This is a genomic window from Streptomyces sp. R21, from assembly GCF_041051975.1.
GTDB lineage: Bacteria > Actinomycetota > Actinomycetes > Streptomycetales > Streptomycetaceae > Streptomyces.
In genome coordinates, this window is sequence record NZ_CP163435.1 from 5,486,218 (window position 1) to 5,509,071 (window position 22,854).

General features: G+C 70.8%; 23 protein-coding genes. 11 read left to right on the forward strand and 12 right to left on the reverse strand.

Annotated elements, in window-relative coordinates; all coding sequences use genetic code 11:
• Positions 1-3: 3 nt before the first annotated feature.
• On the reverse strand, positions 4-966 hold the full coding sequence (locus AB5J56_RS24530) for a zinc-binding dehydrogenase (protein WP_369234975.1): 963 nt from the start codon (positions 964-966) through the stop codon (positions 4-6).
• 137 nt (positions 967-1,103) lie between these two features.
• Here AB5J56_RS24530 and AB5J56_RS24535 point away from each other — a divergent pair, with 137 nt between their 5' ends.
• Both AB5J56_RS24535 and AB5J56_RS24540 read left to right on the forward strand, forming a co-directional pair.
• The gene (locus AB5J56_RS24535; protein ID WP_369234977.1) at positions 1,104-1,709 is read left to right on the forward strand and encodes a TetR family transcriptional regulator; all 606 of its coding nucleotides are present in this window, start codon (positions 1,104-1,106) and stop codon (positions 1,707-1,709) included.
• A 79-nt stretch (positions 1,710-1,788) separates the two neighbouring features.
• Entirely contained in the window at positions 1,789-3,885 is a 2,097-nt protein-coding gene (locus AB5J56_RS24540) for an AAA family ATPase (RefSeq protein ID WP_369234979.1), read from the forward strand.
• Between the two features lie 36 nt (positions 3,886-3,921).
• On the opposite strand, the gene AB5J56_RS24545 is transcribed toward AB5J56_RS24540, so the two are convergent.
• Positions 3,922-4,689 (reverse strand): SDR family oxidoreductase, encoded by a 768-nt coding sequence (locus AB5J56_RS24545; protein WP_369234981.1) that lies wholly within the window; start codon positions 4,687-4,689, stop codon positions 3,922-3,924.
• Positions 4,690-5,090: 401 nt separating this feature from the next.
• On the opposite strand from AB5J56_RS24545, the gene AB5J56_RS24550 reads away from it, so the two are divergent.
• Positions 5,091-6,836: an RICIN domain-containing protein gene (locus tag AB5J56_RS24550; protein WP_369242745.1), complete on the forward strand. Its 1,746-nt coding sequence runs from the start codon at positions 5,091-5,093 to the stop codon at positions 6,834-6,836.
• On the opposite strand, the gene AB5J56_RS24555 is transcribed toward AB5J56_RS24550, so the two are convergent.
• Complete coding sequence (locus AB5J56_RS24555) at positions 6,829-7,092, reverse strand: hypothetical protein (protein WP_369234983.1); 264 nt, start codon at positions 7,090-7,092, stop codon at positions 6,829-6,831. The genes AB5J56_RS24550 and AB5J56_RS24555 overlap by 8 nt on opposite strands.
• An 87-nt stretch (positions 7,093-7,179) precedes the next feature.
• Between AB5J56_RS24555 and AB5J56_RS24560 the strand changes: the two genes are divergently transcribed.
• The 3 genes from AB5J56_RS24560 to AB5J56_RS24570 all read left to right on the forward strand — a co-directional run bounded on the left by AB5J56_RS24560 (position 7,180) and on the right by AB5J56_RS24570 (position 8,888).
• Positions 7,180-7,668: a helix-turn-helix domain-containing protein gene (locus tag AB5J56_RS24560; RefSeq protein WP_369234985.1), complete on the forward strand. Its 489-nt coding sequence runs from the start codon at positions 7,180-7,182 to the stop codon at positions 7,666-7,668.
• A 157-nt stretch (positions 7,669-7,825) separates the two neighbouring features.
• On the forward strand, positions 7,826-8,419 hold the full coding sequence (locus AB5J56_RS24565) for a hypothetical protein (protein WP_369234987.1): 594 nt from the start codon (positions 7,826-7,828) through the stop codon (positions 8,417-8,419).
• Positions 8,420-8,543: 124 nt separating this feature from the next.
• Positions 8,544-8,888: a DUF2516 family protein gene (locus AB5J56_RS24570; protein WP_369234989.1), complete on the forward strand. Its 345-nt coding sequence runs from the start codon at positions 8,544-8,546 to the stop codon at positions 8,886-8,888.
• A 172-nt stretch (positions 8,889-9,060) separates the two neighbouring features.
• On the opposite strand, the gene AB5J56_RS24575 is transcribed toward AB5J56_RS24570, so the two are convergent.
• The 3 genes from AB5J56_RS24575 to AB5J56_RS24585 all read right to left on the reverse strand — a co-directional run bounded on the left by AB5J56_RS24575 (position 9,061) and on the right by AB5J56_RS24585 (position 12,744).
• Positions 9,061-10,368, reverse strand: coding sequence for a PP2C family protein-serine/threonine phosphatase (locus AB5J56_RS24575; protein WP_369234991.1), 1,308 nt, complete (start codon positions 10,366-10,368; stop codon positions 9,061-9,063).
• Positions 10,369-10,647: 279 nt separating this feature from the next.
• A complete protein-coding gene (locus tag AB5J56_RS24580) occupies positions 10,648-11,751 on the reverse strand; it encodes an NlpC/P60 family protein (protein WP_369234993.1) in 1,104 nt (367 codons plus the stop codon).
• Between the two features lie 174 nt (positions 11,752-11,925).
• Positions 11,926-12,744, reverse strand: a complete 819-nt coding sequence (locus AB5J56_RS24585; RefSeq protein ID WP_369234995.1) for a class I SAM-dependent methyltransferase — start codon at positions 12,742-12,744, stop codon at positions 11,926-11,928.
• A gap of 246 nt (positions 12,745-12,990) precedes the next feature.
• On the opposite strand from AB5J56_RS24585, the gene mshA reads away from it, so the two are divergent.
• The 3 genes from mshA to AB5J56_RS24600 all read left to right on the forward strand — a co-directional run bounded on the left by mshA (position 12,991) and on the right by AB5J56_RS24600 (position 16,751).
• Positions 12,991-14,337, forward strand: coding sequence for a D-inositol-3-phosphate glycosyltransferase (mshA, locus tag AB5J56_RS24590; protein ID WP_369234997.1), 1,347 nt, complete (start codon positions 12,991-12,993; stop codon positions 14,335-14,337).
• Between the two features lie 48 nt (positions 14,338-14,385).
• Positions 14,386-14,886 (forward strand): YbjN domain-containing protein, encoded by a 501-nt coding sequence (locus tag AB5J56_RS24595; RefSeq protein WP_369234999.1) that lies wholly within the window; start codon positions 14,386-14,388, stop codon positions 14,884-14,886.
• Between the two features lie 146 nt (positions 14,887-15,032).
• Positions 15,033-16,751, forward strand: coding sequence for a glycosyl hydrolase family 28-related protein (locus AB5J56_RS24600; RefSeq protein ID WP_369235001.1), 1,719 nt, complete (start codon positions 15,033-15,035; stop codon positions 16,749-16,751).
• On the opposite strand, the gene AB5J56_RS24605 is transcribed toward AB5J56_RS24600, so the two are convergent.
• Positions 16,730-17,530, reverse strand: a complete 801-nt coding sequence (locus AB5J56_RS24605; RefSeq protein WP_369235003.1) for an AraC family transcriptional regulator — start codon at positions 17,528-17,530, stop codon at positions 16,730-16,732. The two genes, AB5J56_RS24600 and AB5J56_RS24605, sit on opposite strands and share 22 nt — an antisense overlap.
• Positions 17,531-17,579: 49 nt before the next feature.
• Here AB5J56_RS24605 and AB5J56_RS24610 point away from each other — a divergent pair, with 49 nt between their 5' ends.
• On the forward strand, positions 17,580-18,053 hold the full coding sequence (locus tag AB5J56_RS24610; protein WP_369235004.1) for a DUF2000 family protein: 474 nt from the start codon (positions 17,580-17,582) through the stop codon (positions 18,051-18,053).
• 12 nt (positions 18,054-18,065) lie between these two features.
• On the opposite strand, the gene AB5J56_RS24615 is transcribed toward AB5J56_RS24610, so the two are convergent.
• Positions 18,066-19,325, reverse strand: coding sequence for an MDR family MFS transporter (locus AB5J56_RS24615; protein ID WP_369235006.1), 1,260 nt, complete (start codon positions 19,323-19,325; stop codon positions 18,066-18,068).
• Positions 19,326-19,485: 160 nt separating this feature from the next.
• Between AB5J56_RS24615 and AB5J56_RS24620 the strand changes: the two genes are divergently transcribed.
• Positions 19,486-20,247 carry a phosphoglyceromutase gene (locus AB5J56_RS24620; protein ID WP_369235008.1) on the forward strand — a complete coding sequence of 254 codons (762 nt, stop codon included), beginning with the start codon at positions 19,486-19,488 and terminating at the stop codon, positions 20,245-20,247.
• An 87-nt stretch (positions 20,248-20,334) separates the two neighbouring features.
• Here the strand turns inward: AB5J56_RS24620 and AB5J56_RS24625 are convergent, their stop codons facing one another.
• From AB5J56_RS24625 to phoU, 4 genes are all read right to left on the reverse strand, one after another.
• Positions 20,335-21,174: a patatin-like phospholipase family protein gene (locus AB5J56_RS24625; protein ID WP_369235010.1), complete on the reverse strand. Its 840-nt coding sequence runs from the start codon at positions 21,172-21,174 to the stop codon at positions 20,335-20,337.
• A gap of 96 nt (positions 21,175-21,270) precedes the next feature.
• Entirely contained in the window at positions 21,271-21,519 is a 249-nt protein-coding gene (locus tag AB5J56_RS24630) for an SCO4226 family nickel-binding protein (protein ID WP_369235012.1), read from the reverse strand.
• A gap of 178 nt (positions 21,520-21,697) precedes the next feature.
• Positions 21,698-21,850: a hypothetical protein gene (locus tag AB5J56_RS24635; protein WP_369235014.1), complete on the reverse strand. Its 153-nt coding sequence runs from the start codon at positions 21,848-21,850 to the stop codon at positions 21,698-21,700.
• A gap of 103 nt (positions 21,851-21,953) precedes the next feature.
• The gene (gene phoU, locus AB5J56_RS24640; RefSeq protein ID WP_369235016.1) at positions 21,954-22,643 is read right to left on the reverse strand and encodes a phosphate signaling complex protein PhoU; all 690 of its coding nucleotides are present in this window, start codon (positions 22,641-22,643) and stop codon (positions 21,954-21,956) included.
• Positions 22,644-22,854 lie beyond the last annotated feature (211 nt).

A 22,854-nucleotide genomic window follows, 5' to 3' on the forward strand; every position in this document is an offset into this window, starting at 1 on the left:
GCGTCACACCCCCAGCACCACCTTCCCCACCACCCCCCGCCCCTCAATGGCCGCATGCGCATCCCCCGCCCGCTCCAGCGGGAACACCTCGCCGATCACCGGTCGCAGTCGGCCCGCCGCGGCCTCTCCCAAGGCCTCGGATGTGAAGCGTCGGAGGTCGTCCGGGGTGAACTGGACGTCCGCGATGCCGAAGAGCTTGATGTTGCGCTGGGTGGCCTCGGCCGGGTCGATGGGGGAGAAGCCGCCGGAGGGGGCGCCGTGGGCCGAGAAGCGGCCGCCGTCGGAGGTCAACGGGAAGGCGGAGGCGCCGAGTTGGCCGCCCACGCCGTCCAGGACCACGTCCGCGGAACCGCCGAGGGCCGTGCGGGCGGCGTCGGGCCAGTCGGGGGACGTGGAGTCGATGGCGGCGTCGGCGCCCAACTCCCTTATGAGGGACAGCTTTTCCGGGGTCCGGGCCACCCCCACCACATGTGCGCCTCGGGCATGCGCGAGCTGGACCAGCAGTGTGCCCATGCCGCCGGAGGCGCCGAGGATCAGGACGCGGTCCGTCGGGCCGATGTCGGTCAGTTCCAGTAGGCCCGTGGCGGTGACGCCGTCGTGGGCCAGGGCCGCGGCAGGGAGGAGGTCGAGGGCGTCCGGGACGACCGTGAGGGCCGAGACGGCGGCCACGGCCCGCGCCGCGTAGCTGCCCGTCACGAACGCGGAGACCCGGCGGCCCAGCCACTCGGCCGGTACGTCCGGGCCCAGCGCGCCGACCACTCCTGATACGCCGCCGCCCGGTACGTACGGCGGAGTCACCGGGAAGAACTCGCGGCCCCAGCCCGCCCGGATCTGGGTCTCCACGAAGATCGTGTCCGCGTATGCCACGTCGATCAGGACCTCGCCGGGGCCGGGCACCGGGTCCGGGACCTCCACCGCGACCAGGACCTCGGGTCCGCCGAAATCCTTCACCTGTGCTGCTCGCATGGGATCACTCCACAGAGAATTGAAACTCGAAAGGTGTGTACGGGCGTCTCGCTGCGCAGTCTTCGACCTCAAGGCCGGTTGAGGTCAAGAGGCGGCCGCGGTGAGGTGCGGTGCGGCCGGGTGCGTAGGCTCGGGGCATGGGTGAGATCGGGCTGCGCGAGCGCAAGAAGCAGCGCATGTATCAGGCGGTGTCCGACATCGCGATCGGGCTCTTTCTGGAGAAGGGGTTCGACGCGGTGTCCGTGGCGGAGGTCGCCGCCGTGGCCGAGATCTCCAAGCCGACCCTCTTCCGGTACTTCCCGGCCAAGGAGGACCTGGTCCTGCACCGTTTCGCCGACCACGAGGACGAACCGGCCCGCGTCGCGGCGAGCGGTCCCGCCCCGCTGGCGGCGCTGCGGCGGAACTTCCTCGACGGGCTGGAGCGGTGCGATCCGGTCACCGGGCTGAACGACGCCCCGGGCGTCCTGGCCTTCCACCGCCTGCTCTACGGCACCCCGTCCCTGGCGGCGCGGCTGCATGCGTACGTGGAGCGGTCCGAGGCCGCGCTCGCCGAGGCCCTCGGCGGAGACCTCGACGCGCGGCTCGCCGCCTGCCAGATCATCGCCGTGCAGCGGGTGCTCGCCCTGGAGAACTGGCGGCGGATCGCGGAGGGGGAGAGCGCGGAGGAGGTCCGCGCCGACGCGGTGGCCGCGGCCGAGCGGGCGTTCGCGCAGCTGGGAGCGGGGTTGCCGCGGTTCGCCTGAGGGGGGCGCCGCCCGGGGAACATCAGTGAGGCTCGGTAAAAAATGTTACTCGGTTAAGCTTTCCGGTAGTCTTGGTGGAATGACGTCACCCGACCCCGACTCCGACCTCGCCTCCTCCCTCACCCGGGAACGCGCCTACCACGACACCTGCCGCGCCGCCCTCGCCGCCATGGTCGACGGCGCCGAGGAACAGGTCGTCACCGGCGAGGACGTCTCCGCCTCCGGTGCCGACGCCGAAGTGCTCGGCTACCAGTTCCGCAGCCGGGCCAAGGAACTGCGCGAACTGCCCGAAGGCCCGTTGTTCTTCGGGCGGTTGAACTTTCTGGACTTCGACGAGAACGGCGCGGACCGTGAGCACGCCGGCCAGAGCTATCGCATCGGCCGGCTGCGCATCAGCGAGCACCCCGCCGCCCCGCCCCTCGTCGTCGACTGGCGCGCCCCCGTCTCGCGCGCCTTCTACCAGGCGAGCGCCCGCGACCCACAGGGCGTCGCCGTCCGCCGCCGCTTCGGCTGGGCACCCGGCAGCCGCGGCGACTCCGCCGACCTCACGGGCCTGGAGGACGAGCACATCGGGCACGAACAGGAGCAGGGGTACGGGCAGGAGCCGGGGCACGGTCAGGAGCCGGGCCAGAGCCGGATTCTCACGGGTGAGATCGAGCGGCCCCGCGTAGGCCCGATGCGTGACATCGCCGCGACCATCCAGCCCGAACAGGACGACCTCGTACGCGCCGAACTCGCCGCCTCCGTCTGCGTGCAGGGCGCCCCGGGCACCGGCAAGACGGCCGTCGGGCTGCACCGCGCCGCGTACCTCCTCTACACCCACCCGCAGCGCATCCGCCGCAAGGGCCTGCTCATCCTCGGCCCCAACCGCACCTTCCTCTCCTACATCGCGGAGGTGCTGCCCGCCCTCGGCGAGACCGGCGTGCGGCAGTCGACGATCGGCGACGAGATCGCCCGCCATCCGGTGAGCGCCGAGGACGACCCGCGCGCGGCCGGCGTCAAGCACGACGCCCGCATGGCCGAGGTGCTGCGCCGGGCCCTGTACGCACGGGTCGCGCCGGTGGCGGCCTCCGCCAACTCCCTTGCGGTGCCCGATGGTTCGTACCACTGGCGGGTGCCCAGCAGTGAACTCCGGCGGATCGTCGACGACGTACGGGCCGAAGAACCGCCGTACGCCGTCGGCCGGGAGCGCGTCCGCACGCGGGCCGTGCGGTACGTGCAGGCGCAGGCCGAACGGCGCGCCGGGTCCTGTACGAACGCCTGGGTGCAGAAGATCTCGCGGTCGCGGGCGATCGGGGCGTACGTCGACGCGGTGTGGCCCCGGGTCCGTGCCGAGGAGGTGGTGGCCGAGCTGTTCACCGACCCCGAGGCGCTCGCCGCGAGCGCGGACGGAGTGCTGGACGCGGACGAACAGAAGGCGCTGCTCTGGGCGAAGCCGCCGCGCTCGTACAAGTCGGCACGGTGGTCGGCCGCCGACCTCGTCCTCCTCGACGAGGTCGCCGGACTGATCGAACACCCGGCGGGCTACGGCCACTTGGTCGTCGACGAGGCGCAGGACCTGTCGCCGATGGAGTGCCGGGCGATCGCGCGCCGGGCACCGTTCGGCTCGCTGACCGTGCTCGGGGATCTCGCTCAGGGCACCACTGCGTGGGCGGCGCGCGACTGGGTCGAACTCCTCGGGCACCTGGGCAAGCCGGACGCCGCCGTGGTGCCGTTGACCACCGGTTTCCGGGTGCCGGGCGCCGTCGTGGAACTCGCCAACCATCTGCTGGCGCGGCTGGACGTGGTGGTCCCGCCGGCCCGATCGCTGCGCCGGGACGGGGAGTTGAGGATCCGGGAGGTTTCCGACCTGCACGCCGGGGCCGTCGACGCCGTGCGTGCCGCGCTCGCGCACGAGGGCTCCGTCGGGGTCATCGCCGCCGACTGCGATGTCGTACGACTGCGGGAGGCGCTCGGCGCCGCGGGCATCGAGGCCGCCGGGCCCGACGAACTGGGCGCCCGCGTCACGGTGTTGCCCGCGGCCCTCGCCAAGGGCCTTGAGTACGACCACGTCGTGGCCGTGGAACCGGCGACCGTGGTGGAGGCCGAGGAGCGCGGACTGCACCGGCTCTATGTGGTCCTGACGCGGGCGGTGTCCCGACTGGACGTGGTGCACAGCCGCCCGCTGCCCTGGTGAGCCGCGGGCGACTCGAGAGCGACTTCATGGGCCGGGTCAGCCCACGTGCTCGGCGAGGAAGTCCTCCCAGCTCAGCTTGCCCCTGGTCGCCCCGGCGCCGGCCAGGTTCTCGCCGGCGCGGTACGCGCGCCCGGCCTTTCCGGGCAGCCGCACCGGCATCTTCGGGCGGCGCTTGCCGCTCGCCTTCAGGTAGCCGCGGATCAGCTCGGCCAGGTCGTACACCGTCGGTCCGGCCAGGTCGGGCACGAGGCCGGCCGGTCCGGCGAGGGTGAGTTCCACCAGCCGGGCCGCCACCTCGCGGGAGTCGACCGGCTCCAGCCGGAGGCCGCCGGGGACGGGTATCACCGGCAGCTTCGCCATGCCCCGCACCGTCTTCAGAGTCAGTTCGTGGAACTGGGCGGCACGCAGCGTCGTCCACGGAATCCCGGAGTCGGCCACGGCCTGCTCGGCGGCCAGCTTGGAGCTGAGCCACTTCACCGGGATCGTGTCCGCGCCGATGACCGAGATGTAGACCAGGTGCCGGACACCGGCTCGGGACGCGGCCCGCACCAGGTTCCGGGTCGCCTCGTCGTCGCCCTTGGGGCCGCCCGCGAGGTGCAGGACGGTCTCGACGCCTTCCAGCGCGGGCTCGATCCCCTCGCCCTTGAGCAGATCGGCGGCCACGTACTCCACGCCGTCGCCGGCGGCGCGGTCGTGCCGGCTGAGGACCCGGACCTCGTGCCCCGACTCCCGCAGCAGCGGGACGACATGGCTCCCGAGCGTGCCCGTGCCGCCGGTCACCAGGATGGGGGAGGTGGTGGTCATGGTGGTCTCCAGTTCCTTCGTCTTCGATGCTCTTGGTTCCGCTGCTATGAACCGCGGCGGCGAAGGAATGTGACAGGGCGGCCGAGATTGTCTGTGTGATGCGCTGCACTTGCTGAGTCCGGGCCCGGTGCGGCCTTGCCCGGGACTCGATCACCAGGGCCGGACAAAGAGAAATCTGTGAATCTTCAATGTGCTCGGCAACCTTTCCGGCCTCTCGGACCACTCAGGGCTGTCCGGCCAGGTGGTCCGGTCAGATGCAATGGCTGAAAGAGAGCACAGACATGTCACACGCCCGCCCACGTCATCGGTGGCGTACCGCGCTGGCGGCCGCCGTGCCGCGTGACCGTGCCCGGGGTAGTCGCCGGTCGTCCCGCTCAGCCGTCACGGGGAGACCGAAGGTGATGCATCGTGCCCGTCGGTTGTTCGCGCGTCGGAGTGTGTGGGCGGCCATCGTCATGGCTGTCGTGGCCGGCTCCGTCGTTGTGGTCAACACGGCCTCAGCGGGACCCGTGGATACGAAGGCGTGGTACACGCTGGTCAACCGCAACAGCGGCAAGGTGCTGGATGGCCGCGAGTTCGACACGAAGGACGGCGCTGCGGTGGTGCAGTGGGGCCGTCACGGCGGGGCCAACCAGCAGTGGCGGTTCATCGACGCGGGTGACGGTTACTACCGGCTGCAGAACCGGAACTCCGGCAAGGTGCTGGACGACCACAACTGGTCGAAGACCGCCGGCTCCGAAATCGTGCAGTGGAGCGACCGGAACGGCACCAACCAGCAGTTCAAACTGGCGAAGTCGTCGGACGGCTACGTGCGTTTGATCAATCGCTTCAGCGGCATGGCCGTCGAGGTCCACAACGCCTCCAAGGCTGACGGGGGCGACGTCGTCCAGTACAGCGACAAGGGCGGCGCCAATCAGCAATGGCAACTCGTCCCGGTCGGGAGCGCCGGCAGCACCGCCACGCCCAGCGCCACGCCCACCGCGACGGGCGGCAGTGTTCCCCCGAGCCAGGCTCCGAGCAGCTCGCGCCCGTCGTCGACGTCGTCTCCCGCGGCCGGTGGCGACAGCTCGACCACACGTTTCATGGGTAGCAACAAGGTGCTCATCGGCGGCTCGATGTCCGACGAGTCGGCGAACGCCGCGCCGTTCGACGTGCGATACGCCTATGTGCACAGCCAGCCCGCGCCCTCGTCGGACTACTATTCGGCGGCGAAATGCAAGGATGAGTGGAAGAGCTGGTGGGGCTGCTGGCAAGGCAGCACCACGCCGCCCGGCAATTACGTGACCTGGTGGAACGGCCAAGTGGCCAAGGCGACCTACAAGGGCAGCCCGCGCCCGCAGAAGTTCTTCTGGACCTGGTACTCGTTGCGCGACCTCGGGGATCTGGCAGGCCAGGGCGACGGTCCGGGCGAGGTCGAGGCCATCAACAGGGTTGACCTGCTCACCCGGTACATGAACGACTACCGCTTCTTCCTCCAGAAGATCGGCAACTCGGACAACATGATCGACCTCGAGCCTGATTTCTGGGGCTACGTCCGGTCGCTCGGCGATCCGCACCAGGTTGCCGCGAAGGTCTCGGCCGCCAATCCGACGGACTGCGGATCGCAGGAGAACAGCGCCGCCGGACTCTCCCGCTGCCTGATCACGATGGCGCACAGGTACGCGCCGAACACCACCGTGGGATTCCACCTTTCCTGCTGGGACTGGCAGAGCAACACACAGAAGTGCGCCAAGGACTACGCGAACCTCGGGGCGCAGAACGCCGACTTCCTGGTCGCCGATGTGTCGGACCGCGATGCAGGCTGGTACGAGAAGCCGGAGCACGGCGGTTACAACAACTTCTGGACCGACCAGAAGGCCACTGCCCAGCTGGGGTTCTACAAGACGATGGCCGACTCCGTGGGCAAGCCGGTGGTTTTGTGGCAGATCCCCGTCGGCAACATGGCGCAGAACAACACCCTCAACCATTACAAGGACGACAAGGTGGACTGGTTCTTCGCGCACATGGACCAGGTGGCGAACGCGCACATCGCCGGCCTGCTGTTCGGTGCGGGGCACGGGGAACAGACATCGGTCGAGACCGACGGTGGAAACCTGATCGGCAAGACGATCGCCTATCGCAACTCGGGTGGTACGGCGCTCAAGTAGGCGCAGGCGCGAACCCGGCCCCATCTCTTCGATGGGGCCGGGTTCGTCCTTTTCGTCGGGCTGAGCACTTCGTGATCGTGTTGATACGTGCAGTCGGGACGCCGAGCTCGATCGCGAGGTCGAGACAGTACGGGCCGTGCAGGTCGATGAACGCGTTGATGCGGAAGGCCTCCAGGTCGCGGCGTAGCGGCTGGACGGCGATACCGCCGACGCCGCCGGCTGCGGCGGAGACCGCCACCATCTCGCCCTCGCTCACGCCGACCGCTTCGGTGGCGGAGTGGCGTGGCGCACTTTTGCAAGCAGATGCTTGCAATAGTTAGCGACGATGGTGCAGGGTGGAGCCATGGCATCGCTCAACGTCGGCAATCTCGGTGAGTATCTGCGCGAACAGCGGCGCACCGCGCAACTGTCGCTGCGGCAGCTCGCCGACGCCGCCGGGGTGTCCAATCCGTACCTGAGCCAGATCGAGCGCGGGCTGCGCAAGCCGAGCGCGGAGGTGCTCCAGCAGGTCGCCAAGGCGCTGCGGATCTCCGCCGAGACGCTGTACGTGCGGGCCGGAATCCTCGACGCGGAACGGGACCGGGACGAGGTGGAGACGCGCGCCGTCATCCTCGCCGATCCCACGCTCAACGAGCGTCAGAAACAGGTGCTGCTCCAGATCTACGAGTCCTTCCGCAAGGAGAACGGGTTCGAGATCACGGACGCGACGGACGTGACCGATGTGACGGACGTGACTGATGTGACGGATGTGACGGACGCAGAGGACACCGCCGAACGCGGCCCCCGCACGGCCGACGGCAGCGGTGCCGATCCACAGCAGACAGCCAGTTGACGAGCAACACCCATGGTGTGACCGCTGTACGCACGCGGCACGAGCACCAGCAGCAGTACGAGCACCAGCAGTAGCACCGGCACCACGGCGGACAGTGCGGTCTCGCCGCGCACCACCAAAACCCTCAACCGCAAGCGAATCCGGGAGGACCATCGCCATGGCGATCACCGACGACATCCGCAAGGCTGCCACCGACCCGACCCCGCTCTACTTCCTGGCCGGCACGGCCGACCTGGCCGTTCAGCAGGCCAAGAAGGTGCCCGCCATCGTCGAGCAGATCCGCACCGAGGCGCCGTCGCGCATCGAGAGCGTCCGCAGCATCGACCCGACCGCCGTCCAGGAGAAGGCCACCGCTCGCGCCAAGGAGGCGCAGGAGACCTTCCAGGCCAAGGTGACGGAGATCCTCGGCACCCTCGACACCGACCTGAAGAAGATCGGTGAGTCCGCCCAGGACTTCGCCCTGCGCGGTGTCGGCGTCGCCGCCGAGTACGCCGTGAAGGCCCGGGAGGCCTACGAGAAGGTCGCCGAGCACGGCGAGGAGACCGTGAAGGCCTGGCGCGGCGAGGCGGCCGAGGAGATCGAGGAGCTGGCCGTCGCCGTCGAGCCGAAGGCGGAGCCCGTCGAGGTCAAGGACGACGAGAAGCCCGCCGAGGCCTCCGCCGAGTCCACCCCGGCGAAGAAGACCGCGGCGAAGAAGGCTCCGGCCCGCAAGACCACCACCGCGAAGAAGACCACGCCGCCGGCCAAGTAGGTTCACGCAGGCGGCAGGGGCAGGAAAGCCGTTCGGGACAGGGCCGGACACCTCTGGGGTGTCCGGCCCGTTCTACGGGTACGGTGACCGCGTAGGCAGTCGGGCAGAAAGGGGCGGTGGCAGCATGCTGATGTTGGGCTTCGCGGGGTTCTTGGGACTGCTGAAGATCGTCCTGATGGCCCTCGCCGCGTTCGGGCTGTTCGACGCCGCGTTCCGGCGCGAGGACGCGTTCCGCGCCGCGGACAAGCAGAACAAGATCTTCTGGCTGGTGATCCTGGGGATCGCCCTCGTGGTGAGCTACCTGTTCTCGATCCTGTCCTTCCTGCCGATCATCGGCGTCATCGCCAGCATCGTCTACATCGTGGACGTCCGCCCAGCCCTGCGACAGGTCTCCGGCGGAGGCCGCGGCGGCCGCCGCGGCGGCTCCAGCAGCGACGGCCCGTACGGCCCGTACAACGGCGGTCGCTAGCCCCGTAAGGGGAGCGCCCCGTCAGGGGAGCGGGGAACTGCGCGCCCAGCCACGACGCACCCGCAGGCTGAATCACTGCACGTCCGAACAGGCGCCTGGGTCACGGGGCAGGCGAGAGCCCCGTCACCCCGCCCGGCAAGGGCATCGGCTCCCCGCCCGGCAAGGGCAACCGCTACCGGCCGCGATCCAGCAGCAGCACAGCCACATCGTCCGTGAGCTCCCCACCGTTGAGCTCGCGGACTTCGTTCACCGCGGCACCCAGCAGCTCCTCGCCCGTGAGGCCCTGGGCGAGCTGGCGGCGGATCATCTCCACCATGCCGTCCTGGCCGAGGCGCTCCCGGCCCTCGCCGATCCGGCCCTCGATCAGGCCGTCCGTGTAGAGCATCAGGCTCCAGACGCCGCCCAGCTCCACCTGCTGGCGCGGCCAGCGGGCGCCCGGCAGCAGGCCGAGCGCGGGGCCGCTGTTCTCGTACGGCAGCAGCTGGGCGGGCCGGCCGGGGCGGGCGATCAGCGGGGACGGGTGGCCGGCCAGGCAGAGCCCGGCGCGGCGGCCGTCCGGTGCGATGTCGACCGTGCAGAGCGTCGCGAAGATCTCGTCGTCCGCGCGCTCGTGCTCCAGCACCTGCTGGAGCGTGGACAGCAGCTCGTCGCCGCACAGGCCCGCCAGCGTCAGCGCGCGCCAGGCGATGCGCAGCTCCACACCGAGCGCCGCCTCGTCGGGCCCGTGCCCGCAGACGTCGCCGATCATCACGTGCACCGTGCCGTCGGGCGTGCGGACCGTGTCGTAGAAGTCGCCGCCGAGCAGGGCCCGGGAGCGGCCGGGGCGGTAGCGGGCGGCGAAGCGCAGCGGGGAACCGTCCAGGAGGGGTGTCGGCAGCAGGCCGCGCTCCAGGCGGGCGTTCTCCTGGGCGCGGAGCCGGGACTCGGTGAGTCGCCGCTCGGCCGTGTCGGAACGTTTCCTCTCCACTGCGTAGCGGATCGCGCGGCTCAGCAGCCGTTCGTCCAGCTCGTCGCGGAACAGGTAGTCCTGGGCGCCCACGCGCACCGCCTCGGCGCCCCCCTCGGCGTCGCCGGACGCGGTGAGCGCGAGGACGGCGTGCCGGGGGGCGAGCCGCAGCACATGCTTCAGCGTGGCCAGCTCGTCCTGCGTCTCGGCGGCGGCCCGGCCGGGGGCCGGCAGCGCGAGGTCGAGCAGGATGCAGTGGACGTCGTCGGTGAGCAGCCGCTCCGCCTCCGTGAGGTTGCGGGCGGTACGGATACGGATCGGCTTGCCTGCCGCGTCCAGCATTTCGGGGACGCTCAGGGAACCGGCCGGGTCGTCCTCGATGACCAGGAGGGTGAGGTGGGTGGCGCTGTCGGCAGGTGCCTTGATGGTGCGGGCAGTTCCTTCCGAAGAGGGGCCGGCGGGTGTGAACGCGGCCTGAGCCTGACCACACTCCACGGCCGGGATCGCTCTCTGCCGCGGTACGGGTACGGGCATCGTCTGGATTTCCTTCCCTCCCCCCGAGGGCGTGCGGGCCGAAGAACCTCGACCTGCCGACGGGGACCATAGCGTTAGCCACGGCCGCAACGGAATGGTGTGGGGCACCGGGTACGGCGAGAGGCCCCCGTCATATGCCGCATCCCGTAACGCACTTGGACATGGCCCAGCCTCGCAGGGGATGACGAACGTCACGTCGACGAGGTTGCGCCGCTCGGGGAACGTGCGCCAGGTCACGTGCGGTGCGTCACGTATCCGTACAGCGGGCCCCGCCCGGCCTCACGCGTCGGGCCGCACGACCCCCAGGATCGGCATCGAGCCCGCCCCGGTGATCGTCACCGTCCGCCCGGGCCGCGGCGCGTGCACGACGGCGCCGTCGCCTATGTACAACCCGACATGGCTGGCGTCGTCGAAATAGATGATCAGGTCGCCGGGGCGCATGTCCTTGACGTCGACGTGGGTGAGTTGCTTCCACTGCTCCTGCGAGGTGCGCGGGATGCCGTGGCCGGCGGCCAGCCAGGCCTGCGAGGTCAGCCCCGAGCAGTCGTACGACTTCGGGCCCTCGGCGCCCCACTCGTACGGCTTGCCCATCTGGTCCGTCGCGAACTTCACTGCCTTCTTGCCCTGTTCGGACGCCTTTGTGTTGATCTCCGCGAGGACGCCGGAGCTCAGCCACGCGGTCTGCGCCTTGAGCGCGGCCTCCGCCTCCAGCTTCGCCAGCCGCTCCTTCTCGTCCTTCTCCAGCTGGGACTCCAGCTTCTCGGCGGCGGCGATCTGCTTCTTGATCTTCTTCTTGGCGTCGGCCTTGGCCTTGCGGTTGGCCTCCAGCTTCTTCCACTGCGCGGAGGCGTCCTTCGCGTACTGCTTCAAGTCCTGCTGGGTGCGCGTCATCTCACCGAGCAGGCCCTTCGTCGCGTGCTCGCCCTGCCGCACCCGGCCCGCGCCGTCCAGGAACTGCTGGGGGTCGTCGCTCAGCCACAGCCGCGCCTCCGGCGGCAGACCGCCGCCCCGGTACTGCGCGCGGGCCGCGGCGCCCGCGCGGTCCTTCAACTTGTCCAGCTTCGCCTGGCCCTTGACGATCTCCTGGGCCAGATCGACGATCTCGGCGGACTGCTTGTCGGCCTTCTCCTCGGCGGCGTTGTACGCGTCCGTGGCGACCGCCGCGTCGTGATAGAGATCGTCCAGCTTCTTGCGGACCGCCTCAAGATCCTTGCTGCCCAGGGGTGTTGGGGTGGTGCTCGGCGTGGGAGTCGGTGTCGGATTCGGGGTGCGCGCCGCGTGCGACGCGGGGCTCGCATACGCCGTGCCGGGCGCCGCCAGCACCACACACGCGCAGGCCAGGGCCATGGCCGCCATGGTCAGGCTCTGCTTGCCGGATCCCATTACTCCGCCCCCAAACTGATTTACCGTCAGTAACTTACGGACGTCTGGGGGATCGTGCCATGCCGTCGCGTGATGCGACAGAGGTGGTCGAGAACTCCCTTCCCCCTTCTCGTCGGCCCAAGACGATCTCCCCGCCTGTGTGACGAAGGACTCACACGAAACGTTCCCCGCAGGTCAGCCCCTCGGGGCCAACGCCTGCCACGTCACCGTGACTTCGCCCTGCCGCCAGCGCGTCACCCCGTCCGTCACCGGCCAGTCGGCCCGCAGCTCGCGCACCGCCCGTATCCAGCGCTGCCGCGCGCCGTACGAGGCGTAGGGCGCGGCTGCCGCCCAGGCGCGGTCGAAGTCGCGCAGGAACGCGTGCACCGGCTCGCCCGGTATGTTCCGGTGGATCAGCGCCTTCGGCAGGCGTTCGGCCAGGTCGGACGGGCGGTCCAGAGAGCCGAGCCGGGTGGCGAAGGTGACCGTGCGCGGACCCTCCGGGCCGAGCGCGACCCAGACGTGCCGGCGCCCGATCTCGTCGCAGGTGCCCTCGACGAGCAGACCGCCTCTGGAGCCGGAGTCGGGATCCGCCGGGGCGAGACGGGCGCACAGCCGCTCCCAGACCGCGGCGACCTGCTCCTCGTCGTACTGGCGCAGCACGTTCGCCGCGCGGATCAGCGACGGCCGCCCCGGCACCGGGACCTCGAAGCCACCGTGCCGGAAGACCAGGCCCTCGCGTTCGTAGGGCCGCGCGGCCGCGACCCGGGCCGGTTCGATCTCCACGCCGACCACCTGCACACGGGGTGCGGCCGTGCGCAGCCGCTGGAGCAGCTCGACCGCCGTCCAGGGGGCCGCGCCGTATCCGAGGTCGACCGCCACCGGCTCGGCCGACCTGCGGAGCTCGGCGCCGTGCACGGCCGCGATCCAGCGGTCCATGCGGCGCAGGCGGTTGGGGTTCGTCGTCCCGCGCGTCACCGTTCCCACGGGCCGGGACGTTGCGCGGGTTGTCATGCGTACGAGAGTAGGCGGCTTCCGCGAGGCCCGAGTCGGCCTGTGGACAACCCCGGACAGTGCCGTCGGCACCCGGCATGCGCACGCAATCCGGCATCGAACAGTTGAGCTACCCGTGGTAATGATTCGGCAAAGAGGGGTGAAGGGTCGGCGAAGCGGAAATGGAGCGGACCGCTCCGGTGTTCCGAGACTTGGAGGACGCGGTGCGTCCCCGACCGGCATGCCCGCAGCGAGGAGGACCGCCACGTGAGCCAGTACGTCAGCAGGCTCGGGCGTCGCTCCCCGGTGGCACCCTCACGGCTGAGGCTGCCCGTCGGCCACCGGCGCCCCCGACGCGTCGCGATGCTCTCCGTCCACACCTCGCCGCTGCACCAGCCCGGCACGGGCGACGCGGGCGGCATGAACGTCTACATCGTGGAGCTCGCCCAGCGCCTCGCCGCCATCAACATCGAGGTGGAGATCTTCACGCGCGCGACGACCGGCGCCCTCCCCCCGACGGTGCAGCTGGCCCCCGGTGTCCTCGTGCGGCACATCGACGCGGGCCCCTACGAAGGCCTTGCCAAGGAGGAGCTGCCCGCGCAGCTGTGCGCCTTCACACACGGCGTCATGCAGGCGTGGGCCGGCCACCGCCCCGGCTACTACGACCTCGTGCACTCCCACTACTGGCTCTCCGGCCACGTCGGCTGGCTCGCCGCCGAACGCTGGGGCGCCCCCCTCGTGCACGCGATGCACACCATGGCCAAGGTCAAGAACGCCGCGCTCGCCGAGGGCGACACCCCCGAACCCGCCGCCCGCGTCATCGGCGAGACCCAGATCGTGCGCGCCGCCGACCGCCTCATCGCGAACACCGCCGAAGAGGCCGACGAACTCGTACGCCACTACGAGGCCGACCCCGCCCGGGTCGCCGTGGTGCACCCCGGCGTGAACCTGGAGCGCTTCCGCCCCGCCGACGGCCGCGCCGCCGCCCGCGCCCGCCTCGGCCTCCCGCAGGACGCCCTGATCCCGCTCTTCGCCGGCCGCATACAGCCGCTGAAGGCCCCCGACGTGCTGCTGCGCGCGATCGCCGTCCTCCTCGACGAGCGCCCCGAGCTGCGCTCACGCATGGTCGTCCCCGTGGTGGGTGGCCCCAGCGGCAGCGGCCTCGCCAAGCCCGAGGGCCTGCAGAAGCTGGCCGCGCGGCTCGGTATCGCGGACGTCGTGCGGTTCCGGCCGCCGGTCGGCCAGGAGCAGCTCGCGGACTGGTTCCGGGCCGCCTCGGTGCTGGTCATGCCGTCGTACAGCGAGTCGTTCGGCCTGGTGGCCATAGAAGCGCAGGCCGCCGGTACGCCGGTGCTCGCGGCCTCGGTCGGCGGGCTCCCCGTCGCCGTACGCGATGGGCAGACCGGGTTCCTGGTGCGGGGGCACGATCCCGCGGCCTACGCGCGCGTGCTGGGTGATTTCGCGGACGACCCGACGCTTCCGGCCCGGATGGGCGACGCCGCCGCCCGGCACGCGGAGCACTTCGGCTGGGACACCTCCGCCGCCGCGACGGCGGACGTCTACACGGCGGCGATGCAGGCGCACCGCCGCCGGGCCCGCGCCCACCTGGGCTGACGCCCCCGCCGTCCCATACGGCCTGACGTACTGACGTACGCTCGCCCCATGGCTGACGTACAGCAGGCCGGACAGGTCATCGAGCAGGTCTTCAAGGACTCCGAGCTCGACTGGGAGAGCCCGCGGCCGGGTTCGTACGTCGTGAAGCTGCCCGGCACCCGCAAGCTCTCGACGACCGTCTCGCTCATCGTCGGCCGCCACTCGCTCTCGTTGAACGCCTTCGTGATCCGCCACCCCGACGAGAACGAAGAAGGCGTCCAGCGCTGGCTCCTGGAGCGCAATCTCAAGCTCTACGGCGTCAGTTACGCCGTCGACCGGCTCGGAGACGTGTACCTGGTCGGCAAGCTGCCGCTGGCCGCGGTCACCCCTGAGGAGATCGACCGGCTGCTCGGCTCGGTCCTGGAGGCCGCCGACGGCAGTTTCAACACGCTCCTCGAGCTCGGTTTCGCCTCCTCGATCCGCAAGGAGTACGCGTGGCGGGTGTCGCGGGGCGAGTCGACGCGCAATCTGGACGCGTTCACGCATCTGACCCAGCGGCCGGCTGACTGACCCTTCTCCCCGCTTCAGGTCTGTACCAACTAACTGCTGCACGACCCCTTCCCGGTCTCCGGGCGCCGTGGCATGCTCACCGCCGACGCAGATATGAACGTCGTTCACATCCATGGAAAGTGACCTCCTTGGAAAGGTGTGCGGGCATGACCAAGAAGTACGGGTACAGGGACGGGCGCACGGGCATCGGGAGACGGAGCCTGCTCGGCGGCGCCATCGCCGTCGCGGCCGCCGCCGCGACCGGCGGGACGGCGTCGGCCGCCACGCCCGCCGGGATCCAGCAGCCCGCAGGGTCCCGACAGGGGCAAGTCCCCGCCCTCTGGCACGAGTTCGCCCGCACTCCCTTCACCCACCCGCAGATCCCCTACGTGGGCCGGGCCGGCTACCGGGGCGGGGCGGCGCGCTTCCCCCGCCGCCCTGCCGTCGCCGACGTACGCGCCTACGGGGCCGTCGCTGACGGCACGACGGACTGCGCACCCGCGATCAACCGTGCCATCGCCGCCGCCGGAAGGGCCGGCGGTGGCACGGTTCTCATCCCGCCCGGCACCTACCGCATCGACGACCTGATCCGCATCGGGTACGACAACGTCGTCCTGCGCGGCGCCGGAAGCGCCCGCACCACGCTGTACGCGACCAGGAACCTCACCGAGCTGATCGGCGTCTACGGCTCCCGCTACGGCGGCGACAAGTCCTCCTGGTCCTGGGCGGGAGGCCTCATCTGGCTGGCCCCGAACGCCCGTTGGGACTCCCTGACCGCCGCGATCAGGGCGAAGGCGTGGCCTTTCGAGGGCTGGACCGGCAACAGGCGCGACGAGTGGCAGACGCTGACGACGGTCGAACCGGCGCGGCAGGGCTCCTGGACGGTGACGGTCGCGGACACCGCCGGACTGCGGCCGGGCGCCCTCGTCCTCCTCCGCCTCTCCGACGACACCGGCCACACCCTCCTGGAACACATGGCGGGCGGCGGCCCCGGCCCCGAGACCTACTACTGGGACGACAAGACCAAACTGACGTCGTACGTCCCCTACGAGTGGCCGGTGCGCATCGCGCGCGTGCAGGGCAGAAAGGTCACCCTCGAACGACCGCTGCCCCTCGACATACGCCCCGAGTGGGACCCGCGCCTGACCACCCACGTCCAGGCCCTGACCGGCTCGGGCGTCGAAGGACTCACCCTGGAGGCCGTCGAGACCCCGCAGTCCCAGCACCTCCTCGACAAGGGCTACAACGGGGTCGCGCTCCAGTGCGCGTACGACTGCTGGTTGGACGACGTCACCGTCCGGCACGTCGACAACGGCTTCGGCCTGGTCGCCGCCTCCTCCTGCACCCTGCGCCGCACACGCGTGGCCGGCCGCGGCTCCCACCACCCCTACTTCTGCCGCGAGGGCTCGCACGACAACCTCGTGGAGGACTTCACCATCGAGCAGCGCACGGTCCCCGCCCCCGCCGGAACCCAGCTCCACGGCATCAACGTGGAGGGCCTGTCCTCCTACAACGTCTGGTCGGGCGGCGAGATGCAGATGGGCACGTTCGACTCCCACCGCGGGATGCCGTTCGCCAACGTCCGCACCGACATCACGGTGAACAACAACGGCCGCCACGGCGGTGACGCCAGCGCGGGCCCCCTCTTCGGCGCCCGCTTCACCCACTGGAACATCCGCGTCACCAACGGCCGCGCGGGCCTGATGAGGATCGACGGACTCGCGCCCTGGAGCGCCACGGTCGGCGTCAACGAGGTCACCGAGTCCGACCAGATCGACGTTCCCGACTTCGCGGGCGACCTCCACGCGCGCGTGGAGCTCTACGGCACCACGGACGTCGTACGGCCGCGCAATCTGTACGAGGCTCAGCGGGAGCTGAGCCGGTAGCGCCCGGGGGAGACCCCGACCAACCGCTTGAAGTGGCGCGTCAGATGGGACTGGTCGTAGAAGCCGGTCGTGGCGGCCACCTCGCCCGGCCGCCCGCCCTCCAGCAGCAGCCGGCGGGCGCGGTCGACCCGGCGCGACATCAGGTACTGGTGCGGCGCGATCCCGAACGCGCCGCTGAACGCCCGTACCAGGTGGGCGGGATGGGCGTGCAGCTGCCGGGCCGCCTCCTCCAGGCCGATGCCGTCCACGACGTGCTCGTCGAGGAGCTCGCGCAGCCGGTGGGCGACGCCGCGGTCGGTGCGCGGCGGGGCGGCGTGGACGGCTCCGGGTCGCAGGTGTCCGCGCAGCCGCTCCCCGATCAGCGTCAGCCTGCTCTCGGCCTCCAGCTCGTCGCCCCGGCGCCCGAGCGCGGTGTGCAACTGGCCGACACGCAGCCGCAGTACGGGATCGGGCAGGTCGGGTCCGTCCACGGCGGCCCCGATGAGGTCGTCGCCGAGGTAGGTGCTGTCGAGGTAGAGGACCCGCTTGCGGAAGCCCTGCTCGGTGGCCGGGGAACCGTTGTGCGGCACGTGCGGCGGCAGCAGGGACACCGTGTCGTGGGGCGTGCCGTGCTCATGCCGGTCGAGGTCGTACCGTACGGCCCCGTCGTCGACGATCAGCAGCGTCCACGCCTCGTGTACGTGCATCGGGTAGGCGTACTCCGTGAAGTGGGCGTGGAAGACCTCCACGACGCCCGGTATCCGCGGGCGCCAGGCGGAGATCTCGCGCCGGGACACCATGCAAGAAACGTACAAGACTCGACCGTACGGCGCCGGGCACGCTCACTGCATGAGCAGCAACGCACCCGCCGGCAACGCACCAGCCGACAACGAACCCGTCCCCCACGCACCCGTCCGTTTCGACACGAAGATCGCCGTCCTGCTGCGGGAGGACCTGGAGCCCTGGCAGCGACTCAATGTCACCGCTTTTCTGGTCAGCGGCCTCGGCCCGACGGTCCCCGAGGTGATCGGCGAGCCGTACGAGGACGCCGACGGCGTCTCCTACCTGCCGATGTTCCGCCAGCCGGTCGTCATCCTGGAGGGCACGAAGGAGACGCTGACGGCCGCGCACGGCCGAGCCCTGTCCCGGGCCCTGCCGCGCGCGGTGTTCACGTCCGATCTGTTCGCCACCGGCAACGACCGCGACAACCGGGCGGCCGTACGGGCCGTCACGACAGGGGAGTTGGACGTGGTCGGGCTCGCCGTGTACGGGCCGCGGAACGCGGTGGACAAGGTGGTGAAGGGCTCACGGATGCATCCGTGAGCCCGCCCGTCTTCACACGGCGCCGACCTCGGCCTTCGCGGGAGCGGGCGTCTCGACGGCGACGGTCTCCTCGACCGGCAGCCGGCGCATCAGCAGCCCGTACCCCAGCCCCGCCGCCGTACCGACCACCGCGCACAGACCCCACAGCCACTCGGCCCCGAACCGGTCGATGACCAGCCCGGACATGAGCGGTGCGACGAGAGCGGCGAGGGCCCAGGAGAGGGTGTACATGCCCTGGTAGCGGCCGCGGCCGTGCACGGGGGAGAGCCGGACGACCAGCCCCGTCTGCGTCGGCGCGTTGACGATCTCCGCCAGCGTCCACACGCACACGGTGAGGGCGAAGACGCCGACCGATCCCGCGAAGGCGGTGAGCCCGAAGCCGTATCCGGCGAGCAGCGACGAGATGACGAGCAGTCGCCGCGGATCCCGGTGCTCGATGAACCGGGTGACGGGGATCTGCAGCGCGACGATCAGTACGCCGTTGACCGCGATGGCGAGACCGTAGTCGGCCGGGGTGAAGCCGGCCTCGCCCATGGCGACCGGCAGACCCACCGAGCCCTGCTGGAAGACGACGGCGACGAGGAAGGACAGCCCGACGACGCTCATGAAGCGCCCGTCGCGCAGGACGGTCCCGAGTCCGACGGCGGCGTCGTCCTTCGCCTCCTTGGCTGTCCGCACCGGCCGGGACTCCGGCAGCTTGAGGAAGACGACCACCGCACACACCAGCGTCATCGCGGCCTCGATCAGGAACCCGGCGAGATAGCTGAACTCGGCGATGAAGCCGGCCGCCATGGAGGAGACGGCGAACCCGAGGTTGATCGCCCAGTAGTTGAGCGAGAAGGCGCGCACCCGGTCCTCGGGCCGCACGATGTCCGCCATCATCGCCTGCACGGCGGGCCGCGAGGCGTTCGAGGCCATGCCCACCACGAAGGCGACGGCCGCGATCGAGACGGGGTCGTGCATGAAGCCGAGCACGGCCACCGAGACGGCGGTGGACGACTGCGCGATGAGCAGCGTGGGCCGCCGCCCGAGCCGGTCGGTCATCACGCCCGCGCCGAGCGAGGAGACGACACCGCCGAGGCCGTGGAGGGAGGCGACGAGACCGGCGTACGAGGCGGAGTACCCGCGGTCGAGCGTCAGGTAGAGCGCCATGAACGTGGCGACGAACGCGCCCAGCCGGTTGACGAGGGTGCTGGTCCACAGCCACCAGAACTCGCGAGGAAGCCCGGAAACGGTTTCTCGGGCGGCGCGTCTCACGGAGACGAGTGGCATACGGGACCCCCACGGTCAGGCAAATGTGTAAGTGGCTCGGACGGCGAGCACAACTTACGGTGGGGTGTCACTCGAGAACCACTCAATTAACAGATGCCGTCAACTGTCCGGCCTTCGGGCGGACGCGCGAGCGATCAGCGGGGTCGATTACGCTCGTCCCATGGCCGACGCACCGTACAAGCTGATCCTCCTCCGCCACGGCGAGAGCGAATGGAACGCGAAGAACCTGTTCACCGGCTGGGTGGACGTCAATCTCAACGAGAAGGGCGAGAAGGAGGCAGTCCGCGGCGGTGAGCTGCTCAAGGACGCCGGCCTGCTCCCCGACGTGGTCCACACGTCCCTCCAGAAGCGCGCGATCCGCACCGCGCAGCTCTCGCTGGAGTCCGCGGACCGCCACTGGATCCCGGTCCACCGCTCCTGGCGCCTGAACGAGCGCCACTACGGCGCCCTCCAGGGCAAGGACAAGGCGCAGACCCTCGCAGAGTTCGGCGAGGAGCAGTTCATGCTGTGGCGCCGCTCCTACGACACCCCGCCGCCGGCCCTTGCGGACGGCACGGAGTTCTCCCAGTCCGAGGACCCGCGCTACGCCTCCATCCCGCCTGAGCTGCGCCCGCGCACGGAGTGCCTGAAGGACGTCGTCGTCCGCATGCTCCCGTACTGGTACGACGGCATCGTCCCCGACCTGCTGGCCGGCCGCACGGTCCTGGTCGCGGCCCACGGCAACTCGCTGCGCGCCCTCGTCAAGCACCTCGACGGCATCTCCGACGCCGACATCGCGGGCCTGAACATCCCCACCGGCATCCCCCTCTCCTACGAGCTGGACGCCGACTTCAAGCCCCTCAACCCGGGCGGCACCTACCTCGACCCGGACGCCGCCGCGGCCGCGATCGAGGCGGTCAAGAACCAGGGCAAGAAGAAGTAAGCAGAGCTGGACGAGCCCCCTGCCTGCGGATTCTCCGCCGGTAGGGGGCTTGTTGCTGTGCCGGGGCCGCGCCTGGGCCCGGCACGCTCACCCGTGCCAGACCGCCCCGATCCGCTCCGCATGCTCCGCCCCCTGGCGCAGGCCCGCCCGGGCCGCGCCCGGGATGCGGGACGCGTCCAGGGGATTGCGGCCGAAGGCGCGGCGGGCCGCTCGGTCGGGGGTCAGGAGCGCGGCCCGGGCGCCGGCTGCCGAGAGGGAGGCCACGTGGTGGGAGGCGTTCGGGCTGGCGCCGGGGCCCTTGGGGATCGGGGCCAGTACGACGACGCGGCGGCAGTCGTCCACCAGGTCGGCGTTGGTCGTGGAGCGGGCGCCGCCGTCGATCCAGCGGCCCGCTCCGATCGTGATCGGCGGATACAGCGGCGGCAGCGCGCAGCTGGCCGCCATCGCCCGCACCAGGTCGACCCCGCTGTCGGCGCCGAACCCGGCCGCCTCGCCGGTGAGCGCGTCCACCGCGAACAGCCGTACCGGGCGCTCCGGCCACTCCTGAACCGGGAGTTGCGAGCGCATCGCGTCGAAGACCACGGTCTCCGGCACGTCGCGCATGTTCAGCGCGAGCCTGCCCAGCCGCTTGACCACGGCCTGCGGATCGCGTGAACCGAGCGCGGCCCACAGGTACTTGACCGTCATGGCGAGGGTGAAGTCCACCTCCAGCATGGCCCGCTTCCGGCTGACCTGATCCCCGTACAGGTCAGCCGGTGCCCGCCCGGTGGCCAGTTCCACCGCGAGCAGCGAGCCCGCCGAGGTGCCGGCGAGCACGTCGGCGCCGCTGAGATCCACCCCGGCCTCGGCCAGCCCCGCCAGCACGCCGACCTGCCATGCGTACGCGGTCAGCCCGCCTCCGCCCAACACCAGCGCCGTGTCCGCCACGCCCACCCTCCCCGGTAACGGGGAGCACTCCCCGTTTCACGGTTCGACGCTAGCACGCAACCGGGGAGCGGTCCACGCTTCTCAGAGCCACGCTCCTCAGACCGAGATCGGTACCGGGTGGACCTCGTCGGCCTTGTGCCCCGCACGTTCGTGGATGCGCTGGACCGCTTCCGCCGAGGGGGCCTCGGAGAGGCAGTAGACCGTGCCGGAGGCGGGGTCCGCCCAGGCCCTCTCGAAGTGCACGCCCTCTTCCTTCTCGATGGCGAGGTCGGCCCGGTGCGCCTGCATGAGCTGGTCGGCCGTGATGCCCGCCATTCCGTGGTGGACGTCCATGAACTGCGTCATGGTCTCCCCATCTCCTTCCGCTTTCCGCCCGCTTCCGCGTGGCCTCGCTGGTCCGTCCCCTCCATGCTGCGCCCGCAGGGCCGTACCGGCGAACGGACCGCGGGCAGGCACGGCAAAGGGCCCCGGCCGGCGCCGGGGCCCTTCGATGTCGTACGGGAAAGTGCGGCGGCGTCAGCCGTCAGCCGCACTGGCACGGGTTGCCGGACTGGCAGCCGCAGCCGCAGCCCGAGCCGCAGCCGCAGGCGCCGAAGAGCGGGAGGCTCTTGATCTCGGCGGGCTGCTGCGACTCGCGTTCCTGGGTCGGATCGGGCGTGGTGGGGGATTCGGCCATGGGTCCCTCCTCGAAGGCTGGTGCCTGCGACCAGTGCATGCCCAGTTCCTCGGGCGCATCAACGGCGCACGGAGGCTTGCCCGCGCCCCCCGGGGGCGTGCGGTCAGGCCCCCTCGACCCCCGTGACCGGCTGGATGTCGGGCTGGAGCTCGTCCGCGTGCTCACCGGTGACGAGGAAGACGACGCGCTTGGCGACGGACACGGCGTGGTCGGCGAAGCGCTCGTAGTAGCGGCCCAGCAGGGTGACGTCGACCGCGGTCTCGATGCCGTGCTTCCACTTGTCGTCCAGCAGGTGCTGGAAGAGGGTGCGGTGCAGCAGGTCCATCTCGTCGTCGTCCTGCTCCAGCTGGAGCGCGAGGTCGACGTCCTTGGTGATGATGACCTCGGCCGCCTTCGCCATCAGGCGCTGGGCGAGCTGGCCCATCTCCAGGACCGTGGCGTGCAGGTCGTGCGGGATCGCCCGCTCCGGGAAGCGCAGCCGGGCCAGCTTCGCGACATGCTGGGCCAGGTCGCCCGAACGCTCCAGGTCGGCCGACATGCGCAGCGACGTCACGACGATCCGCAGGTCCGTCGCCACCGGCTGCTGGCGCGCCAGCAGGGCTATCGCCCGCGCCTCCAGGTCGTGCTGGAGGTCGTCGACCTTGTCGTCGGCCGCGATGACGCTCTCGGCCAGCTTCAGGTCGGAGTCGAGGATGGCCGTCGTGGCGCGCCCGATCGCCGACCCGACGAGCCGGGCCATCTCGACCAGGCCCTCGCCGATCGAGTCAAGTTCCTCGTGGTACGCGTCCCGCATCAGGTTGTCCCTCTCATACGTCTGCCTCGGGGGTTCCGGGGAGCCAGGGCCTGTCTCGAAATCGTCGCTACGGCCCTGTGAACCCCACGCTCCCACGTTCCGGCCCGTACGCGTCCGTTTCCGTCACCCCAAATGAACCATCCCTAGCTCCTAGGTGAACTCTGGGCGACGAGTGTTCGAGGTCGCACCCCGATGGCTGTGGCCAGGCGCG